A 19,274-nucleotide genomic window follows, 5' to 3' on the forward strand; every position below is an offset into this window, starting at 1 on the left:
TCAGGCCTTGACCCAGCGTTGACGGCTCCAGCTGCTCAACGTATCGACAGCGAATACCAGTAATAGCATGGCCAGGATGACTGTGCTGGCCTGAGCCTCTTGAAACAGGCTGAGACTGACGTACAGCATCTGTCCCAGACCACCGGCACCGACGAACCCGAGCACGCTGGCCATGCGGATGTTGTTTTCCCAGCGATACAGAATGTAGGCCACCATTTGCGGCCACAGGTTGGGCAGCGTGCCGTAACAGAACGCCCAGACTGCATTGCCACCTTGCAGGCGGATCGCTTCGGCAGGTTGCGCCGGGGTGTTTTCCAGCGCTTCGGCGAACAGCCGGCCGAGTACTCCGGTGGTGTGCAGGGCCAGCGCCAGGGTGCCGGCATTGGGACCGAGCCCGGCGGCCAGCACCATCAACGCCGCCCACACCAGTTCCGGTACTGCGCGCAGGGCGTTGAGCACCAGGCGTGACGCGCTCTGCAACGGCCAGCCGAACCGTCCCGCCGCCGGCAATGCCAACATCAGGCCGAATACCGCCGCGAGCAAGGTGCCCAAAGCCGACATGGCGATGGTTTCCACTGCGCCATGACCGATGGCTTGCAGGTGAGTTGGGCTCAAGTCCGGGCTGAGGAAACGCCGGGCATAATCGGCCATGCGCCCGAAATTGCCGGTGGCGCCGAGTTCGCCGAGGTCGATGCCCAGGTAGACGAAAGAGGCGATGGCCGCGGCGACGATGCCCAGCAACAGCGCCAGGTTGATCATGCGATTCATGCCAGCCTCCAGCGCAGCAAACGGCTGAGTTGATCGGCGAACAGCACCAGCACCAGGAACGTCAGTAACAGACTGGCGACTTCACCGCCAGCGAACATGCGCAACGACAGGTCCATTTGCTGGCCGAGGCCCCCGGCACCGACAAACCCCATCACCACCGAGGCGCGGATCGCGCATTCCCAGCGGTACACCGTGTACGACAACAGCTCCGCCGCGACATTGGGCACAATCCCGTAGACGAAGGCCGCGAGGCGACCACTGCCGGCTTGCAGCAACGCATGGGCGGGGCGCTGGTCCACCGACTCGTAGATCTCCGCGTAGACCTTGCCCAACATGCCGCTGTAGGTAATGGCAATGGCCAGGACCCCGGCCGTCGGCCCGAGGCCCACGGCACGCACGAACAACAGCGCCCAGACGATCTCCGGCACGCTGCGCAGGAAGATCAGCAAGCCGCGCACCGGCCAGCGCAGCCATTGACCCCAGGAATCGGGACGCCCTGCGCGGGACGCCGCCGACAACGACAACGCCCGGCTGGCCAACAGACTGGCGGGCACGGCCAGCATCAGCGCCAGGGCCATGCCCGCGGTGGCGATGGCCAGGGTTTGCAGGGTGGCTTGCAGGAGCAACTGGAAGAATTCTTCGCCATGGGCCGGTGGCCAGAACGCCGAGACAAAACGGCCCATCTCGCTTTGGCTGTCGCTGGCCACCAGCACGCTCAAATCCAGTTCACTGAAGTGAATGCCTGGCCACAGTAAGGCAATGGCCAATAGCGTCAGTAGTAGACGCGGTCGGGCGGCCGGGTCTCGGGTATCGCGTTTCAGCATCGAGGAATCTGCACAACCAGAGGGAGCGGTGGGACCGGAGGGGAAAGCAACTGTTCGTTGGCGTAGAGCCTGTCGAGCAGTTCGCGGTCGACGGCGCTGGCCGGCAGGTCGAACATAATCTGTCCGTCGCGCAAGCCGATGATCCGTGAAAAATGCGCCAGGGCCAGTTCCACTGCATGCAGGCTGGCGACCAGCGTGACGTTGTGTTCCCGTGCATGACGGCACAGCACTGACAGGGTGTGTTCGGCCAGTACCGGGTCCATCGCCGACACCGGCTCATCGGCCAGCAACACCTCGGGCGCCTGATACAGCACGCGCGCAATGCCCACGCGCTGAAGCTGGCCGCCGGACAGTTGCTGGCATTGGGCGAACAACTTGTCGCCCAGGTCCAGCCTGGCCAACGCCGCCCGTGCGCCGGCGACATCCAGCGGATGCAGCAGGTTCATCAGGCTTTTACCCAGGCCCCACTGGCCAATCTTGCCGGCCAGCACCGCCGTGACCACCCGTTGGCGCGGCGGCAGCGGCGGCGACTGGTGGACCAGGCCGATTCGCGCGCGCAAGCGTTGACGTTGGCGGGCAGACAGTTGCCACGCACGTTCGCCGAGCAGTTGAAGCTCGCCGCTGCTCGGTTGCAGGGCGGTGCCCAGCAGATTGAGCAGGCTCGATTTACCCGCACCGGACGGGCCGATGATGGCGACCTGTTCGCTCGCCGCGATGTGCAAGTCCACGTTATGCAGCGCGTGGACGCCATTGGTATGGGTCAGGTTGACCCGGGTCAGCTGCAAGGTCATTTGAGCAGGTCGGCAGCGCGCGCGGCTTCCTCGATGCCCTTGTAGTTATCCGGGCTGGTTTCGATGAAACGGCTGGCGGCCTGCAGGTCGAGAATGGCCTTGTCCGCCGGTTTTGCCGGATCGAGGGCCAGGAACGCTGCCTTGATTTTCGCGGCCAGCGCCGGGTCGAGGGTGCCGCGCACGGTCCAGTTGTAATCGAAATAGGCGGGCGTGGTGGCAAACACTTTGACTTTGTTGGTATCGACTTTGCCGGCAGCAACCAGTTTTTCCCAGACGCTGGCGTTGAGCACGCCGGCATCGACTTTGCCGGCCTGGACCCAGGCAACCGTGGCGTCATGGGCGCCGGAATAGCCGACGCGGCTGAACCAGGTTTCCGGCTTGATGCCGTCTTTGAGCATGAAGTAGCGCGGCATCAGACTGCCGGACGTGGATGACACCGAACCGAAGGCGAAGGTCTTGCCCTTGAGGTCGGCGAGGGATTTGACGGCCGGGTCCGCGGTGATGAATTTGCTGGTGAACTGCGCGTCCTGTTCACGCTGGACCAGGGGAATGGCGTTGCCGGTTTTCAAACGGGCCTGGACGAATGTGAAACCGCCAAGCCAGGCCAGGTCGATGCGGTCCGTGGCCAGCGCTTCGACCACCGCCGGGTAGTCACTGACGGGCACGAACTCGACTTTCATACCCAACTGTTGTTCCAGATAAGCGCCCAGTGGCTTGAACTTGCGCAGCAATTCGGTGGGGGCTTCGTCAGGAATGGCGCTGACTTTAAGGGTGTCGGCGGCCTGCGCCAGCAAGCTGCTGATGGACAGGGTCAAGCCGACGGCCAGTGCCAGGGTACGCATGAGCATGAAAGTTCTCCGTTTCATTCACTACAAAAAAAGGCGCTGCGTCCCGCATGGGCGGTGAGTGGCATGGCGCAGTGTGAGGGTAGCCGAAACGGAGGGTGAGCATGAACTCCTGCTTTGCACTCAGTTAGTTTGATCAGGCCGACCGGCGACCTGAAAGGACCGCCAGACGCCAGCGATCAAACGTCAATAAACATCCCGCAGGTAGCGTTTTTGCTCGCTCATCTGCCGCCAGTAATCGGCGGCGCAGTCCGCGCCAAGTCCGCCATGCTGTTGCGCAACCTGGCGCAAGGCCCGGTCGACGTCCTTGGCCATCTGGCTGGCATCGCCGCAGACGTACACCTGCGCGCCTTCCTGCAACCAGCGCCACAGTTCGGCGCCTTGTTCGCGAATGCGGTCCTGCACGTAGATTTTTTGCGCCTGATCGCGGGAAAACGCCAGGCTCAATCGGGTCAACAAGCCATCGCGCTGCATGCCCTGCAATTCGTCGCGGTAGTAGAAATCGCTGGCGGCATGTTGCTCGCCAAAAAACAGCCAGTTATGGCCCTGATCACCTCGTGCCCGACGCTCCTGCAGAAAGGCGCGAAAGGGCGCCACGCCGGTGCCGGGGCCGATCATGATCATCGGTACATCCCCATCGACCGGCGTGCGGAAGTGCTTGGACGGCTGGACGAAAACCGGCACATCGCCGTTTTGCGCGCGGTCGGCAAGAAACGTCGAGGACACGCCTTTGCGTTTGCCATAGCGCACGGCGGCGACGGTGAGGTGCACTTCCTGCGGGTGCGCCTTGGGGCTGGACGCGATGGAATACAGGCGCGGTTGCAGGCGCTTGAAGGTGCTGAGCAGTTCGCTGGCCGAGCAATCGACCGGAAAGGCTTGCAGCACGTCCGCCAGTTGCCGGCCCCACAGCCAGTCTTTGAGCTCAGCCTTGCGCTCGCTACCCAGCAGTTGTTTCAGTGCGGGATTGGCACTGCGTTCGGCAATCAATGCCAGCGTTTCCTGGCTGGGGCGAGCGATTTCCAGATGCTCGGTCAGGGCCTGGTGCAACGGCACCTCACCGAGCTTGTCGAGGGTGACGGTGGCGTCGGCGCTCATGCCCGTCAGTTCGAGCAATTCGTCGACCAGTTCAGGGCAGTTGCGCGGGTAGACCCCCAGTGCGTCACCCGCCTCGTAGCTGAGGCCCGAGTCCGCCAGGTCCAGGGAAAACATGCGGGTTTCCTTGTTGTTGCTCTGGCGGTTGAGGTGAAGATTGGTCAGCAGTCGCGAGGCATGCGGTCGGGTCTTGCAGGGTGCCTCGACCGTGCTGGGCGCTACGATAATGGCCGGCTCGTCGATCACCGAAGGCGCAGGCTTGAGGACTTTGTGCAATTGAGCGAGCCAGTTGTCGGCACGCTCTTCGAACTCAGTGTCGCAATCGACCCGTTCGATCAGGCGGGTAGCGCCCAGCTCCTGCAGGCGTTGATCGAGTTGCTTGCCGTGCTGGCAGAACTGGTCGTAGTTCGGGTCACCCAAAGCCAAAACCGCAAAACGCAGGGATTCAAGGCGCAGTTGGGCATTATTGAGGGTGTGCCAGAAACCTTCGCCATTGTCCGGTGGGTCGCCATCGCCGAAGGTGCTGCTGATCAGCGCCAGGTTGGCGGTAGTCGCCAGTTTGCTGGCTGGAAAGTCAGCCATCGGGCTCAGCTCCACGGCTATCCCGTCGTCACGCAGGCGCTTGGCAAAGCGCTCGGCCAGTGCCTCGGCATTGCCGGTTTGCGAGGCCCACAACAGGGTCAGCGCGGGTGTACGGTCTGCCGCAACCGGGGTCGCTGGCGCCGGGCTGTCGGCCAGTTCGACGCGACTGAACAACCCACCCAGCACACCGTCAAGCCATAGCCGGGTAGTCGCAGCCAGTGGCGCGTTGGCCGGCATGACCGGTACGCCAGCGATCTGGCGGCCCGCGGTGGATTGCAGGCCACTGACAAAACCGGCGAGGTAGGTGCGTTCGTTATCGCTGAGTGACGGGGAGGGCAGGCTGCGAATGCCCGCGAGATCGGCGAAGGTCTCGATGCTCGACATGACGAGTTCCTCGGAGAGTGTGCAAGCGGGGAGTGGGGCGGTGGCCGGTGCAGGCGAATCGAGAAATTGATGGTTGATCAGTTCGACTCGTTGCAGGGCAACGGCACAAAACTTGAATTCCGGTTGCAGGGAGATCGGGTCGACGGCATCGCTGGTGACCGCGTTGATGGCCAGGTTGTCGCCAAACACATCGTTCCAGTGGAAAGGCGCGAAGCAATTGCCCTCGCGCACACGTTCGGTCACCACCGCCGGCAATACTGCGCGGCCGCGCAGCGAGCGCACTTCGACCGGGTCCTTGTCCTTGATGCCCAGGCGAGCGGCATCTTCAGGATGAATCTCGATGAACGGCCCAGGGTTGAGTTTGTTCAGGGTGTCGACTTTGCCGGTCTTTGTGAGGGTGTGCCACTGATGCTGCAAGCGACCGGTATTGAGCACGAAGGGAAAGGTTTCATCGGGCATCTCTGCCGGTGACAGGTGCGGGCGGGCGAAGAACTTGCCCTTGCCGTTCGCGCTCGGGAACACGATGGCGGGTCGGCTGCCGTCGGCTTCCAGCTTGAGTGCCTGGCTTACGCCGTCATTCACATAGCGGATCGGGTTGCGTATATCGGCGCTGGCGTCGGCACACGGCCATTGCAACGACTGTTCGCGCAGACGGGCATGACTGGCGCCACGCATGTCGTAACCGGTCTGCGGATTCCAGGCGCGTTTGATCTCTTCGAACACCTCATTGGCATCGGTGTAGCTGAAGGCCTCGGCGAAGCCCATTTCGCACGCCACCCTGGCAATGATTTGCCAGTCGGGCAGGGTTTCGCCGGGCGCCTGCACGGCTTGTTGCATCAGCGTCAGGTTGCGTTCGGAGTTGATCATCACGCCCTCCGCCTCGGCCCATAACGCACCCGGCAGAAGGATATCGGCGTAGCGATTGGTCTCGGTGTCGAGAAAGGCGTCCTGGGTGATTACCAGTTCAGCGGCCTGCAAGCCTTCGATCACTTTCTGGCGATTGGGCACGGACGCTACCGGGTTAGTGCAGATGATCCAGCAGGCCTTGATCTGCCCGGCGCTCATCTGTTCGAACATCGCCACGGTGCCGGCACCGGCTGCGCGCGGCAGGCTGTTGTGGGGGATGTTCCATAAATCCTCGATGAATGCGCGATCCGCCTCCACCAGCAGTGAGCGCTGGCCGGGCAGGCCTGGTCCCATGTAGCCCATCTCGCGGCCGCCCATGGCATTTGGTTGACCGGTCAGGGAAAACGGCCCGCTGCCCGGGCGGCAGATCGCGCCGGTGGCCAGGTGCAGGTTGCACAGGGCATTGGTGTTCCAGGTACCGTGGGTGCTTTGGTTCAGGCCCATGGTCCAGCAGCTCATCCACTCGGCGGCTTCGCCGATCCATTGCGCAGCCTGACGGATGTCCGCTTCGGGCAGGCCGGTGATTTCTGCGACGGCATCCGGCGAATAATCCTCGAGGAAACCGGGCATCGCCTCCCAGCCTTCGGTGAAGGTGGCGATGAAGGCCGGGTCGGTGTGGCCGTTTTTCACCAGCAGGTGCAGCAGGCCATTGAGCAAGGCCAGGTCGGTGCCGGGTTTGATCGGCAGATACAGATCGGCCTTGTCCGCCGTGGCGCTGCGCCGTGGATCGACCACGATCAGTCGGGCGCCGGCCTTGACCCGATCCATCATGCGCAGGAACAGGATCGGATGACAGTCGGCCATGTTGGCGCCGATCACGAAAAACAGATTCGAACGGTCAAAATCCTGATAGGAACCCGGCGGCCCGTCGGCGCCGAGCGACAGCTTGTAGCCGCTGCTGGCGCTGGCCATGCACAAGCGCGAGTTGGACTCGATATTGGCGGTGCGGACAAAACCCTTGGCCAGTTTGGTAATCAGGTACTGGGCTTCAAGCGACATTTGCCCCGACACGTAGAACGACAGCGCATTGGGACCGTGGTTATCCAGAATGGTGCGCAGACGGGTCGCTGTCTCAGTGATGGCCGAATCCATTGCCATACGCACCGGATCTCGACTGCGTTCCTGGCGCAGGTAGGCATTTTCCATGCGCCCCGATTCGGCAATGGCCTTGCCGCATGTCGTGCCTTTGGTGCACAGCCGGCCGAAGTTGGCCGGATGGCTTTTGTCACCCGTGACTTTGACCACTCGGTTGTCTTCGACGTGCATGACGATGCCGCAGCCCACGCCACAATAGGGACACACACTGCGCACGGTTTTATTTGCCATCCTCGCCCCTCGAATCTCTACCGGCACCTGAGCGGTGCGCAAACGCAAAAGGCGCCATGCGGCCCTCCGTAAAAAACGGGGGCTACACGGCGCCTTTGTCGTATAGGTGCAATCAGCGTTGACTGCGTTTGAGGTACTTAGCAAACAGCGCGCCAGAATGTCCGGGGCCGCGCCGAATCAGGGGTTCAAGGCAGGAAAGGGTAAATCGGCATGGGTGCTGCGTGCACTTTTATATGGCGATGCACTTAATGGTGCACCAGCCCAAGGCGGGCCTTCGCAGTCCTTACCGGAATGACAGGCGCAAACGGTCAATGATTTGCTCGACGCTCGGGCCCGGGATGTTTGGCGGTTCCGGGCTCTCGCCAAATTCGCGCCAGATGAACAGCGTCAGCTCGGCGCCATCGGTCAGTGTATGAGCGTGGGCACCCGCACCGAAGTTCTTCAGTAATCTGTAGCGATCATCCTGCCAGAACAATTCTTCGACCCAGTGATAGACAGGGATGCAGTGGAAATGAATGGGGAATGCCGGGTCATGGCCAAAGCGGCTGATATAGAGCCATTTGGGTTGCAGTTGCGTCTGCAGGATCTTCTGCACTTTGCCGAGCAGGCTGCCGAGTTCAATCAACGCGGCTTCGGGAAGTTCAGCCAGTGAACTGGTGTTGTATCGCGTCCCCAGCACCAGATAGCCAGGGAGCTTTGACGACATGTGATGGTTGAGTATCCAGTGTGCCGTTTCATGGATGATGAATTGTGGAGCTATGTCCATGGATGAGTGTCCGTTGTCGAAGCAGGCAGTAAAGGCATGGTCGTAGAGCGCATTGAACTGCAGCGCAAGGCGTGACTATGCAATCCCTTGGCCGTTGTCGTATACCTCCACTTCAGCAAGACTCTGCGTCACATGAACTCGCATCCGCTACTTCAGATTTTAGTTCCGGCTGTACAAAGTGCGACACGTTTTTCTGGAAAAAAAACGCCTCATTGTCATGCCGGGGATGGTGCAGGTTTCGGGCGGCAGGAATTTATGGATAAAACCGGGTGCTGACCACCAGACAACGGTGTGTTGATTTAACACCAAGGTATAAAGATCGGCCTGACGTGCCGATATACAATGACACTCGCCGAGGTGCCCGCACTTGAGCCTCACTAACAGGGAAGAATCATGAACGTCACTGCGTCCTCGTCCTCGTCCAGCGCCTTGATCGCTGCCTATACCTCTGCCGCCAACACCAGCACGACGAGTGCCCGGGGCAAAGTGGCGGACAGCAGCGCAGCGCCGGATCAAACGCAGAATGATGACGCGGTGAGCTTTTCCAGCGCGGCCACTGATTACAGCGATGCGATTGCCAGCAACGCGCGGTACTTTCCGGTGCGCGCGGGGATGAACGCCGATGCGTTGATTCTTGGTGTGGCCCAGCCCGGTGCGATTTCCAGCTCCAGGGACAAAACCTTCGCCGACGTCGCCCTCGATGCCCGCAAGCGCATGGATGAAAAATATGCGCAGATGTCGGGCAGCGGCAAGCCCTATGACAACAGCATGGCCGACCGTAATGCGCTGATGGGCGACCTTGACCGGCGCTCGTTGTATGCGGTCGCCACCAACGAAGGCGGGAAGTTCACCAAGCAGGAGCAAACCGCAGCGCAGGACGTGATGCGCCAGCAGGCCCAGCTCGCCACTGGCTACTACGTCGGGCCGGAAGATCAGAAGAAGAACTGGCGGGATCCTTTCGCCAATGACCCGGTCGGACGAGCCAAGGCTGCCTTGAGTTTCATGGACAACATGAGCCCCGAAGAAAAGGCCACGCCGCAATGGCTGTCCCAGCGCAACACGCTGCAAACCGCGCTGGATCAAGCGACGGCGGCCGATCCCGTGGAGCTGGCGAAGAAAAAACAACTGTATTTCCCGATTCTCGCCGAAATTCTGCAGAACGGCACCAGCTGGTTCGACAAGAAAGACTCGGATGAAAAGAACGCCAGTGACGCGCTGGCCAAGCTCAAAGCGATTGTTCAGTCCACTCGGTGAAAAATCAGTCCGGTATTCGCGAGTTAGCCTTTTCGACCGACTGATTTGTCCTTTAGGCGATATGTACTGGCTTATTAGCGTTAGTCGGTAATTCTCCGCAGGGGTAGAGTCGAGATCACGTTCCTGGCCAACCCGGATGATCCCGATGACCCGCCCGCGCTTTTTACCCGACAACTTCACTCTGACCCTGGTCGGTGTGGTCATTCTCGCCAGTTTGCTACCGGCCAGCGGTCAGGTCGCGGTCGGCTTCGGCTGGTTGACCAACATTGCCATTGCCCTGCTGTTTTTCCTGCACGGCGCCAAGCTGTCGCGGGAATCGATCATCGCCGGCGCCGGTCACTGGCGCCTGCATTTGCTGGTGTTCGGCCTGACGTTTGTGCTGTTCCCGTTGCTCGGCCTGGCACTCAAGCCATTCCTCTCGCCGTTGATCGGCGACAACCTGTACATGGGCATGCTTTACCTCTGTGCGCTGCCTGCCACGGTGCAGTCGGCGATTGCCTTTACCTCGTTGGCCCGCGGCAATATCCCTGCGGCGATTTGCAGCGCGGCGGCGTCGAGTCTGTTCGGGATCTTCCTCACACCGTTGCTGGTGACGTTGCTGATGGACGTGCACGGCGATGGCGGTTCGACAGTCGATGCCATCCTGAAGATCAGCGTGCAACTGTTGCTGCCGTTCGTTGCCGGGCAAATCGCCCGCCGCTGGATCGGCGCCTGGGTGGCACGCAACAAGGGTTGGCTGAAATTTATCGACCAAGGTTCGATCTTGCTGGTGGTCTATGGCGCGTTCAGCGAAGCGGTGATCGAAGGCATCTGGCACCAGATCCCGTTGCGTGATCTGGCCGGACTGGTGGTTGCCTGCTGTGTGTTGCTGGGGCTGGTGCTGGTGGCTTCTACCGTGCTGGGCAAAGTCTGCGGCTTCAGTCAGGAAGACCGCATCACCGTCCTCTTCTGCGGCTCGAAGAAAAGCCTGGCCACCGGTGTGCCGATGGCGCAGGTGCTGTTCGCCGGCAGCACCATCGGTGTGCTGATCCTGCCATTGATGTTGTTCCATCAGATTCAATTGATGGTCTGCGCGGTCCTCGCGCAGCGTTTCGCCAATCGCCCGGAATCGGTGCCCGAGTTGATGGGGCAGGTGGATCCTTGATCGCATCCGGCTAACTCACTTGCGGTAAACTGCCTGCGCAAAAGGCGCCGCTGCGTTGAATCGCGGCGGTGCCCCTTTACCTCGCAAGCAAGAGAGTCCCATGGCCAACCAAGACATCACTTTCACCCCCGATCCCGACGCAGACTCCATTTCCTCCGACGTTGCCGGTTTCGGCGGCATGCTGGTCTCCACGCAGATTCCCACCCGCGCCGACGGGAGCCTGGAGCTGGGCGACATTACCCTGCAAAGCGAATGCACCCTGCAAGCGCTCAAGGTTGCGCTGGAGCGTGCCGGCAGTTCCATGGACCGCGTGTTGCACCTGACCATTTACCTCACCGACATGGCCGACCGCGCCGCGTTCAACGAGGTGTACAAGCGCTTCTTCGCCAAGCCATGGCCGGTGCGCGCCGCCGTAGGCGTTGCTTCACTGGCAGTCGAAGGCATGCGTGTGGAAGTCACGGCAATGGCGGCCAAGGCCTGATCCCGGCAGCACACACACAAACCTGGTCGAACAATTTGCATCCTGTGGCGAGGGAGCTTGCTCCCGCTGGACTGCGCAGCAGTCCTTGTTTCAGAGGCGCTTCACGCCCCAGCGGGAGCAAGCTCCCTCGCCACAGCTACAGCGCTTCCACAGGGTTTGAGGCATTCCAGGCCTGCCCGAGGCAGCCACCGGGCAGCCTACGGGTGCCGGTCAGGCGTTTCACCGGTACAATGCGCGCCTCGACCGTGACAGCCTGACTAAAAAAATATTATGTCCCTGCCCAAACATCACCTGGAATTGCTCAGCCCCGCCCGCGACGTAGCCATCGCCCGCGAGGCCATTTTGCATGGCGCCGATGCGATCTACATCGGTGGCCCGAGCTTCGGCGCCCGCCACAATGCCTGCAATGAAGTGAGCGAGATCGCCGAACTGGTGGAATTCGCCCGTCGTTATCACGCCCGGGTGTTCACCACCATCAACACCATCCTGCACGACAACGAACTGGAGCCGGCCCGCAAGCTGATCCACCAGTTATACGATGCCGGTGTCGACGCGCTGATCGTCCAGGACCTGGGTGTGATGGAGCTGGATATCCCGCCGATCGAACTGCACGCCAGCACCCAGACCGACATCCGTACCCTGGCGCGAGCGAAGTTCCTTGACCAGGCTGGCTTCTCGCAACTGGTGTTGGCCCGTGAGTTGAACCTGCAGGAAATCCGCGCCATCGCCGACGAGACTGAAGCGGCGATCGAGTTTTTCATCCACGGCGCGTTGTGCGTCGCGTTCTCCGGGCAGTGCAACATTTCCCACGCGCAGACTGGCCGCAGTGCCAACCGTGGCGACTGTTCCCAGGCCTGCCGTTTGCCGTACACCCTCAAGGATGAGAAGGGTGGCGTGATCGCTTACGAAAAACACTTGTTGTCGATGAAGGACAACAACCAGAGCGCCAACATCCGCGCCCTGGTCGAGGCAGGCGTGCGATCGTTCAAGATCGAAGGCCGCTACAAGGACATGGGTTATGTGAAGAACATCACCGCCTATTACCGCCAGCGCCTCGACGCCGTGCTCGAAGAGCGTCCGGACCTGGCCCGCGCCTCCAGCGGCCGCACCGCGCACTTCTTCCTGCCCGACCCGGAAAAAACCTTCCACCGTGGCAGTACCGATTACTTCGTCACTGACCGCAAGATCGACATCGGTGCCTTTGACTCGCCGACGTTCACCGGTTTGCCAGTCGGCGTTGTCGAGAAAGTTGCCAAGCGCGACATGCTGGTCGTGACGCACGAGCCACTGTCCAACGGCGATGGCCTCAATGTGCTGGTCAAGCGTGAAGTGGTGGGTTTTCGCGCGAACATCGCCGAGCCCAAAGGCGAGTTCGAAGAGGACGGCGAGAAGCGCTATCGCTATCGCGTCGAGCCCAACGAGATGCCGGAGGGCATGTACAAGCTGCGTCCCAACCACCCGCTCAATCGCAACCTCGATCACAACTGGCAACAGGCGCTGCAAAAGACTTCTGCCGAGCGTCGTGTGGCCTTGCGCTGGGTCGCTCGTCTGCGTGAAGAACAGCTTGAACTGACGGCCACCAGTGAAGAGGGCGTCAGCGCCAGCGTCACCTTGAATGGCCCGTTCGGTGCCGCCAACAAGCCGGAACAGGCGCTGGAGCAATTGCAGGATCTGCTCGGCCAGCTGGGGACCACTCAGTATCACGCCATCGACATCAAGCTCGACGCCCCACAGGCGTACTTCGTCCCGAATTCGCAGCTCAAGGCCTTGCGCCGCGAGGTGATTGAAGCCTTGACCGATGCACGGATCGCCGCCCACCCGCGTGGCAGCCGTAAAGCCGAAACCACACCGCCACCGGTGTACCCGGAGTCGCACCTGTCGTTCCTGGCCAACGTCTACAACCAGAAGGCCCGCGATTTTTATCACCGCCATGGGGTCAAGCTGATCGACGCGGCGTACGAGGCGCATGAGGAAACCGGCGAGGTGCCGGTGATGATCACCAAGCACTGCCTGCGGTTCTCCTTCAACCTGTGCCCCAAGCAGGCGAAGGGCGTGACTGGCGTGCGCACCAAGGTCGCGCCGATGCAACTGATCCACGGCGATGAAGTGCTGACCCTGAAGTTCGACTGCAAGCCGTGTGAAATGCACATCATCGGCAAGATGAAAGGCCACATCCTTGGCTTGCCACAACCGGGCAGCGTTCAACCGGTTGTCGGCCACATCAGCCCCGAAGACCTGCTCAAGACCATTCCCCGCGCTCCGCACTGAGTAGCAGCTGAAAAGGTCGCAGCCTGCGGCAGCGCCTACAGGAATCCACTGTAGGAACTGCCGCAGGTTGCAATCTGTTGATCGGGTCGTCGCGCTTTGCTTGTTCTCGACTGGCGGGCTTCGCGAGCTGTGCTAGCGTCTTGAGGTCAACCCTCATTTGCGAGCCTCTGCCATGGACGAGACCATCGTTAATGTAACCACCGAGAAGTTCAACGCACTGATCGCCGTGGTGCAGGCGTACGGCGTCGCCTTTGCGGTCAAGATGCTGACCGCCATCGCCTTCTGGATCGTCGGGCGCTGGCTGATCGGTTTTGCGGTCGGCATGGTGCAGAAGGCCCTCGGCAAGCAGAAGGTCGACCCCACCGTGCTGCGATATGTCGGGTCGGCCATCACCGTGACGCTGAACATCATCCTGGTGATTGCCATCCTCGGTTACCTCGGCATGCAGACCACCACGTTCGCCGCGCTGCTCGCTGCGGTCGGCCTGGCCATCGGCATGGCCTGGTCGGGGTTGCTGGCCAATCTGGCGGCGGGTGCATTCATTATTGTCTTGCGGCCGTTCAAGGTCGGCGATTTCATTTGCGCTGGCGGGGTCACCGGTACGGTCACCGAGATCGGTCTGTTCGCCACTGCAATCAACACCCCGGACAACGTGCTGACCCTGGTGGGCAACAACAAAATCTTCAGCGACAACATCCAGAACTTCACCCACAACCCGTTCCGCCGCGTCGATCTCCAGGCGCAGCTGTCGGGCGCGAGCGACTGGAAAGCGGCGGCGGCTTTGCTCAAGGAAAAAATCGCGGCGATTCCCAATGTGCTCGCGACCCCTGCGGTCGATGTGGAAATCATCGAGTTCAATCTGGTAGGGCCGGTGTTGGCGGTGCGTCCTTACTGCCATAACGAACACTACTGGCAGGTCTATTTCGACACCAATCGCGTGATCAAGGATGCCCTCGGCGAAGCCGGTTTCCCGGCGCCGATGCCGGCGCAAACCGTGATCTTCCAGCAAGGCGCCGCACTGCCTGGCGCACTGGCGAAGGAGTGATCGCAGCAAGCGCCGGTGATCATTGAGCCGCTTGGCTTGCAGCGGTTTCTGCAAGTCTGGCGATAACCTTGATTTCGAACGCGAATCCATAGAGCCAGGTGACGCCGACGGCGGTCAATGTCGGATGCGGTGCCTGGCCCCAGAACTCTGGCGCCACCTTCCAGATCCTCTCGAATGTCGATTGGGGATCGACCATGAAGACGGTGACGTCCACTACATCGTCGAAGGTGCAACCGGCCGCATTCAAAATCCCGTTCAGGTTGTTGAACGCTTGCCGCACTTGCTCTTCCAAGTCTTCCTCGGGCGAGCCATCCTCGTTACTGCCCACTTGCCCCGACACAAACAAAAAACCATTGGAGCGGATCGCCGGCGAGTAGCGATTGCGCTCGTAAAGTGCCTGGCGTGCGGGTGGGAAAACGACATCACGTTGGGTCATGACAACCTCCTTCGATTAACGATGGGGAGACTCTAAGGCCAGGCACTTGCCCGATAAACGCGCAACTGCAACTATCACTGTTTGCGAATCCCAAACAATCGAATAGCAATTCGGGGCAGGTATGGACCGTTTCGATGCAATGCAGGCGTTCGCCCGGGTAGTGGAATCGGGCAGCTTCACCAAAGCCGCCGAGACGCTGCACTTGAGCAAGACCAGCGTCACGCAACTGGTGCAACAGTTGGAGGCGCGCTTGCGGGTCAAATTGCTCAACCGTACGACACGCAAGGTCAACGTCACCGCCGATGGTGCCGTCTATTACGAGCGCGTAGTGCGACTGCTGGCCGATCTGGACGATGCCGAAACCAGCCTGTCGAGTGCCTCGACGGTGCCCAGGGGCAGGCTTCGGGTGGATGTGCCCAGCCCACTGGCCAGTCTGATCCTGGTCCCGGCATTGCCGGAATTTCATGCCCGTTATCCGGATATCCAGGTCGACATGGGCGTCAGTGATCGCATCGTCGATCTGATTGATGAGAACGTCGATTGCGTTGTGCGCGGAGGCGAGTTGACCGATCAATCGCTGATGGCCCGAAGGGTGGGAGACCTGCAATTGGGGGTGTTCGCTTCGCCGGGATATCTGGAGCGTGTCGGCAGGCCATCGCATCCAAAGGATCTGGAAGATTCCGAGCATCGCATCGTCGGTTTCCTGTGGGCGCGAACCGGCAAGGCTTTGCCCTATGCCATGCGCAATCAAAGTGAAAGCCTGGAGATCAAGGGGCGCTACGTGTTGGCGGTCGACGATGGCAACGCTTACATGGCAGCGGGCCTGGCCGGCATGGGCATCCTCTGGTTGCCCGATTACATGTCCAGGCCCTGGCTGGCGAGTGGCCAATTGGTTGCGCTGTTCGAGGATTGGCAGCTCGATCCGATGCCGCTCTACGTGGCGTTCCCCCCGAACCGGCATATCAGCCGCAAGGTACGCGTATTCATCGATTGGGTCGCTGAGCTGATGGCGCAGCACGCGCCGATTGCGGACCGACGTTCTGCGGCGCAATCCGTGACCTGAACGGAAAAGATCCGCACCAGCGATCGCGGGCTCTGCGGATCAAAGCGCAATGTAGCCGAAGTACATGAAAGCCATGCCCGCCGCGAGGGCGAACGCGCCCAACGCTTTCGTCGTCGATCGGTTGGTGCGCAGCGCTCCGCTGGAGCGTGGCAAGTGCATGCCTGAATCCAGGGGACGCTCAAAGAAGCCTTCCAGGGTGGCCCGGTAGGTGTAGCGCAAGCCCAGCAGGATAAACAGGGCGATCAGGCCAAGGGAAGATGCATTCAGGAAAACCGGGTCAATCCGCGGCTTGGGCAGCTCGTCTTCGCAGGCGGCACTGTCGATTTCGGCGATGCTTATTCTTCCATTGTTGATTGAAGCCAGCGCAGAACCCTTGAGGTACGACGCTTGTTGCTCCAGGTCCAGCGCCTGATACTGCCACAGCGTTGCCGAACCTTCCCGGCAATAGGTAAAACCGCTCGGGTTGGCAGCGACGATGATACAGGCGTCGTGGATACCACTTTTTTTCAGGGTTTCAGTGGCTGAGCGGGTGAAATCCAGTTCGAGAACAGGAATGACGCCATTGGCAAAAGCCCCGGCCGAGACAAACAAGTTCCCCAAAAGGCAGATGGTAGAAATGTTCAAGGTTGAGTGTCCTTGTTTTTATCGGCTTCTGCAGGAGTCGGCGAGGTTTTGACCCTCACAGATGGAGTCTAGATCGCGAATGACGATGTGATGGCAGAACGTGTGAAAGACAATGCTTCCGTTTATCGAGCGACCGGTGACATGGCACCGCCTTCGATCCTGTGCCTTACTCGAAAACCATACCGGGGAGGGCTGGGGATGCGACACAGAGGCGCAAAGTTCTGGTTATGGCTCAACAATCGGTTACCGGTCAAAATTTATGAAGATGCGCTGAACGACGGTCGGCAGATCGAAGTGCAATCACGCATTACGCAAGAAGGAATGACGCAGGTCTTCATCGGCATCTACGACAATCGTGGTGGCGTGATGTTTGAAGACTTTCAGGATCGCGGTTTCCGCGAACCGCTGGCTTCAGCATTGAAGTGGGGGGCGTCCTGGGCTCGGGAAGTTATTCTGGACATGCAACCTTTCACGGCGCCCCATCGGCCGCAGTTGACGTTGAGCACGGTGATCGCCGACGAATCGATCCTGGCATTGCGGCGGATGGAACTGACTGAAAGTCAGCGACGCAAAATCAGATTCGATGATGCTCGGGCTGAGTATCAAGCCGCTCAGGCGGCCATGCTCGAGTTGATGCGCTCGACCACCACGGTTGACCCAAAAGTATGGGCTGAGCATCAGAATCGATTGCGAGAGGCGATTGACCGCAGGATCTGGGTGCAACGCAGCTACCTGTGCTGAATTTGATCACCCACTGCATTTCGTCGAGGTATTGCGTCTGACGCGGGAGCTGCCGAAGGCTGGATCTTTGAATCTTGCTTTAAAAAACAAAATCAGAGATGGCAGCCTCGATTCGCTCGACAGCTCCGACAGGCCATGCGTTCACTGCATCAACCACGTGTGGGCAATGTCCAGTTCGGCCGGATGAAATGGCAGGTGTAACCTTCAGGAAGGCGTTCCAGATAATCCTGGTGTTCGGGTTCTGCCTCCCAGAAGGGGCCAGCGGGCTCGATTTCGGTGACCACCTTGCCGGGCCAGAGCCCCGAAGCGTCCACATCGGCAACGGTGTCCAACGCGACGCGTTTCTGCTCTTCGCTTTTGTAGTAAATCGCCGAGCGATAGCTGGTGCCCAGATCGTTGCCCTGGCGGTTTTTGGTGCTCGGATCGTGGATCTGGAAGAAAAACTCGAGGATCTGTCGGTAGCTGATCTGCGTCGGGTCGAAGACGATTTCGATCGCTTCGGCGTGGGTGCCATGGTTGCGGTAAGTTGCATTGGGCACATCGCCGCCCGAGTAGCCGACCCGCGTGGTGATCACGCCCGGTTGGCGTCGCAGCAGATCCTGCATGCCCCAGAAGCAGCCGCCGGCAAGAATGGCGGTTTCGGTGTTCGTCGTCATGGTATGCACCTCCCATCAGATAACGGCCTCGTGGGGGAGGCCGTCAGACCCTCATTGCATCTTGCTGTGATCCATCTTGCTGTGATCCATGTTGCCATGACCCATCGTGCCAAGCGCACGAGCCGGGGCATCGACCTTGATCGTTTCTTTCTCGCCCTTGGCGTTTTCCACGGTCAGGTTCAGGGGAACGCTGTCGCCCTCCTTGATCTGCGCCGTCAGGTTCATGAGCATGATGTGATAGCCATGGGGGTCAAAGCTCACGGCCTTGCCGGCGGGCAGGGCAACCGAGTCGACCTGCTGCATGCTCATCACATCGTCCTTCATGCTGGACTGGTGAATCTGCACCAGCTTCGCCACCGGCGACTGCACGCTCAACAATTTGCTGTCGGTGTCTGCCTTGAGGGTCATGAAGGCGCCGCTCGAAGGCTGACCGGCCACCGTTGCCCGGACCCAGGCGTCGTTGACCTCGGTTTGCGCGGACACCTGCCACGCCATGCCGAGCAGGGAAAGGCCCAGGGCCAGTTGTTTGATGCGTGGCGCGCAGAACGAAATCATCAGCAAACCTCCATGACGGTGAGCAGGTCTTCTGCGCACTCTTGAGCGGTAAGGGACGCGGACAGGCCAAGGCGCAGGTTGCCCCGGGAGTCGAACACGAAACTGGTGGCGGTGTGGGACAGGGTATAGGTGTCGCCGCTCGGGACCTTCTCGAAGAATACGCCGAACTCCTTGGCGGTGGCCGCGGTTTCTTCCAGCGTGCCGTACAGCGCCTCGAAACTCGGGTCGAAGGCTTTGACGTATTGGTCGAGCAATTCTGGGGTATCGCGCTCCGGGTCCAGGGTGATGAAGATCACTTGCAGGCGCTCGCCATCGCGGCCCATCAGTTTTTTCGCCTGGGCGGCGCGGGCCAGGGTGGTCGGGCAAACCGCCGGGCACTGGGTGAAGCCGAAGAAGATCATCGGCATCAGGCCCTGATAACTGCCGAGCATGCGGGTTTCGCCCTGGGTGTCCTTGAGCTTGAAGGAACGCCCCATGATCTTGTCGCTCAGGTCCTTGCCGTACTTGAACGACAGCTTGCTGCTGTCATCGCAGCCGGCGAGCAGGCCGAGGCTCAGCAGGCTCATGCCTTGCAGGACCGTGCGACGGGAATACAACGTACTCATGGAAAAAAGCATCCTGTGTAGCGACTGGATATCTACAGTGGCTGATCAATCAGACGAGAAAAAGCGCAGGGATGTTAACAAACTGTTGCCCGTTGGCGCTCAATCGATGGCCGGCCGG

At 60.6% G+C, this 19,274-nt stretch carries 18 protein-coding genes; 7 read left to right on the forward strand and 11 right to left on the reverse strand.

Going from position 1 to position 19,274, the window contains the following annotated elements; genetic code table 11:
* The 6 genes from phnE to ASD60_RS07255 form a co-directional block, all read right to left on the reverse strand.
* Nucleotides 1-768 (reverse strand): phosphonate ABC transporter, permease protein PhnE, encoded by a 768-nt coding sequence (gene phnE / locus ASD60_RS07230; RefSeq protein WP_056853343.1) that lies wholly within the window; start codon nt 766-768, stop codon nt 1-3.
* Nucleotides 765-1,592 (reverse strand): PhnE/PtxC family ABC transporter permease, encoded by an 828-nt coding sequence (locus ASD60_RS07235; protein ID WP_056853344.1) that lies wholly within the window; start codon nt 1,590-1,592, stop codon nt 765-767. The genes phnE and ASD60_RS07235 overlap by 4 nt, the downstream gene beginning before the upstream one ends.
* Entirely contained in the window at nt 1,586-2,383 is a 798-nt protein-coding gene (locus ASD60_RS07240; RefSeq protein WP_056853345.1) for a phosphonate ABC transporter ATP-binding protein, read from the reverse strand. Before ASD60_RS07240 ends, ASD60_RS07235 begins: the two co-directional genes overlap by 7 nt.
* On the reverse strand, nt 2,380-3,231 hold the full coding sequence (locus tag ASD60_RS07245; protein WP_056853346.1) for a putative selenate ABC transporter substrate-binding protein: 852 nt from the start codon (nt 3,229-3,231) through the stop codon (nt 2,380-2,382). Before ASD60_RS07245 ends, ASD60_RS07240 begins: the two co-directional genes overlap by 4 nt.
* Before the next feature lie 183 nt (nt 3,232-3,414).
* The gene (locus ASD60_RS07250; protein WP_056853347.1) at nt 3,415-7,518 is read right to left on the reverse strand and encodes a bifunctional nitrate reductase/sulfite reductase flavoprotein subunit alpha; all 4,104 of its coding nucleotides are present in this window, start codon (nt 7,516-7,518) and stop codon (nt 3,415-3,417) included.
* Nucleotides 7,519-7,801: 283 nt separating this feature from the next.
* Nucleotides 7,802-8,284 (reverse strand): hypothetical protein, encoded by a 483-nt coding sequence (locus tag ASD60_RS07255; RefSeq protein WP_056853348.1) that lies wholly within the window; start codon nt 8,282-8,284, stop codon nt 7,802-7,804.
* A 393-nt stretch (nt 8,285-8,677) separates the two neighbouring features.
* On the opposite strand from ASD60_RS07255, the gene ASD60_RS07260 reads away from it, so the two are divergent.
* From ASD60_RS07260 to ASD60_RS07280, 5 genes are all read left to right on the forward strand, one after another.
* The gene (locus ASD60_RS07260) at nt 8,678-9,538 is read left to right on the forward strand and encodes a hypothetical protein (RefSeq protein WP_056853349.1); all 861 of its coding nucleotides are present in this window, start codon (nt 8,678-8,680) and stop codon (nt 9,536-9,538) included.
* Between the two features lie 145 nt (nt 9,539-9,683).
* Complete coding sequence (locus ASD60_RS07265; RefSeq protein ID WP_056853350.1) at nt 9,684-10,682, forward strand: bile acid:sodium symporter family protein; 999 nt, start codon at nt 9,684-9,686, stop codon at nt 10,680-10,682.
* 100 nt (nt 10,683-10,782) lie between these two features.
* The gene (locus tag ASD60_RS07270) at nt 10,783-11,163 is read left to right on the forward strand and encodes a RidA family protein (RefSeq protein ID WP_056853351.1); all 381 of its coding nucleotides are present in this window, start codon (nt 10,783-10,785) and stop codon (nt 11,161-11,163) included.
* A 270-nt stretch (nt 11,164-11,433) separates the two neighbouring features.
* Nucleotides 11,434-13,431 (forward strand): peptidase U32 family protein, encoded by a 1,998-nt coding sequence (locus ASD60_RS07275; RefSeq protein WP_056853352.1) that lies wholly within the window; start codon nt 11,434-11,436, stop codon nt 13,429-13,431.
* Between the two features lie 172 nt (nt 13,432-13,603).
* A complete protein-coding gene (locus tag ASD60_RS07280; protein WP_056853353.1) occupies nt 13,604-14,476 on the forward strand; it encodes a mechanosensitive ion channel family protein in 873 nt (290 codons plus the stop codon).
* Between the two features lie 19 nt (nt 14,477-14,495).
* On the opposite strand, the gene ASD60_RS07285 is transcribed toward ASD60_RS07280, so the two are convergent.
* Nucleotides 14,496-14,912 (reverse strand): RidA family protein, encoded by a 417-nt coding sequence (locus tag ASD60_RS07285; protein WP_056853354.1) that lies wholly within the window; start codon nt 14,910-14,912, stop codon nt 14,496-14,498.
* A 121-nt stretch (nt 14,913-15,033) separates the two neighbouring features.
* Here ASD60_RS07285 and ASD60_RS07290 point away from each other — a divergent pair, with 121 nt between their 5' ends.
* A complete protein-coding gene (locus ASD60_RS07290; RefSeq protein WP_056853355.1) occupies nt 15,034-15,975 on the forward strand; it encodes a LysR family transcriptional regulator in 942 nt (313 codons plus the stop codon).
* Nucleotides 15,976-16,014: 39 nt separating this feature from the next.
* Here ASD60_RS07290 and ASD60_RS28770 read toward each other — a convergent pair whose 3' ends face one another.
* Nucleotides 16,015-16,599 carry a hypothetical protein gene (locus tag ASD60_RS28770; RefSeq protein WP_056853356.1) on the reverse strand — a complete coding sequence of 195 codons (585 nt, stop codon included), beginning with the start codon at nt 16,597-16,599 and terminating at the stop codon, nt 16,015-16,017.
* Nucleotides 16,600-16,797: 198 nt separating this feature from the next.
* Between ASD60_RS28770 and ASD60_RS07300 the strand changes: the two genes are divergently transcribed.
* On the forward strand, nt 16,798-17,340 hold the full coding sequence (locus ASD60_RS07300) for a hypothetical protein (RefSeq protein WP_056853357.1): 543 nt from the start codon (nt 16,798-16,800) through the stop codon (nt 17,338-17,340).
* A gap of 149 nt (nt 17,341-17,489) precedes the next feature.
* Here ASD60_RS07300 and msrA read toward each other — a convergent pair whose 3' ends face one another.
* Genes msrA through ASD60_RS07315 form a run of 3 tightly spaced genes read right to left on the reverse strand, consistent with a single transcriptional unit; the run spans nt 17,490 to nt 19,156 of the window.
* Nucleotides 17,490-17,996, reverse strand: coding sequence for a peptide-methionine (S)-S-oxide reductase MsrA (gene msrA / locus ASD60_RS07305; RefSeq protein WP_056853358.1), 507 nt, complete (start codon nt 17,994-17,996; stop codon nt 17,490-17,492).
* A 51-nt stretch (nt 17,997-18,047) separates the two neighbouring features.
* Nucleotides 18,048-18,551, reverse strand: a complete 504-nt coding sequence (locus ASD60_RS07310) for a copper chaperone PCu(A)C (protein ID WP_056853359.1) — start codon at nt 18,549-18,551, stop codon at nt 18,048-18,050.
* On the reverse strand, nt 18,551-19,156 hold the full coding sequence (locus ASD60_RS07315; protein WP_056853360.1) for an SCO family protein: 606 nt from the start codon (nt 19,154-19,156) through the stop codon (nt 18,551-18,553). The genes ASD60_RS07310 and ASD60_RS07315 overlap by 1 nt, the downstream gene beginning before the upstream one ends.
* Nucleotides 19,157-19,274: the final 118 nt, after the last annotated feature.

Origin of the sequence: Pseudomonas sp. Root562, from assembly GCF_001427125.1 — a bacterium.
Lineage (GTDB): Bacteria > Pseudomonadota > Gammaproteobacteria > Pseudomonadales > Pseudomonadaceae > Aquipseudomonas.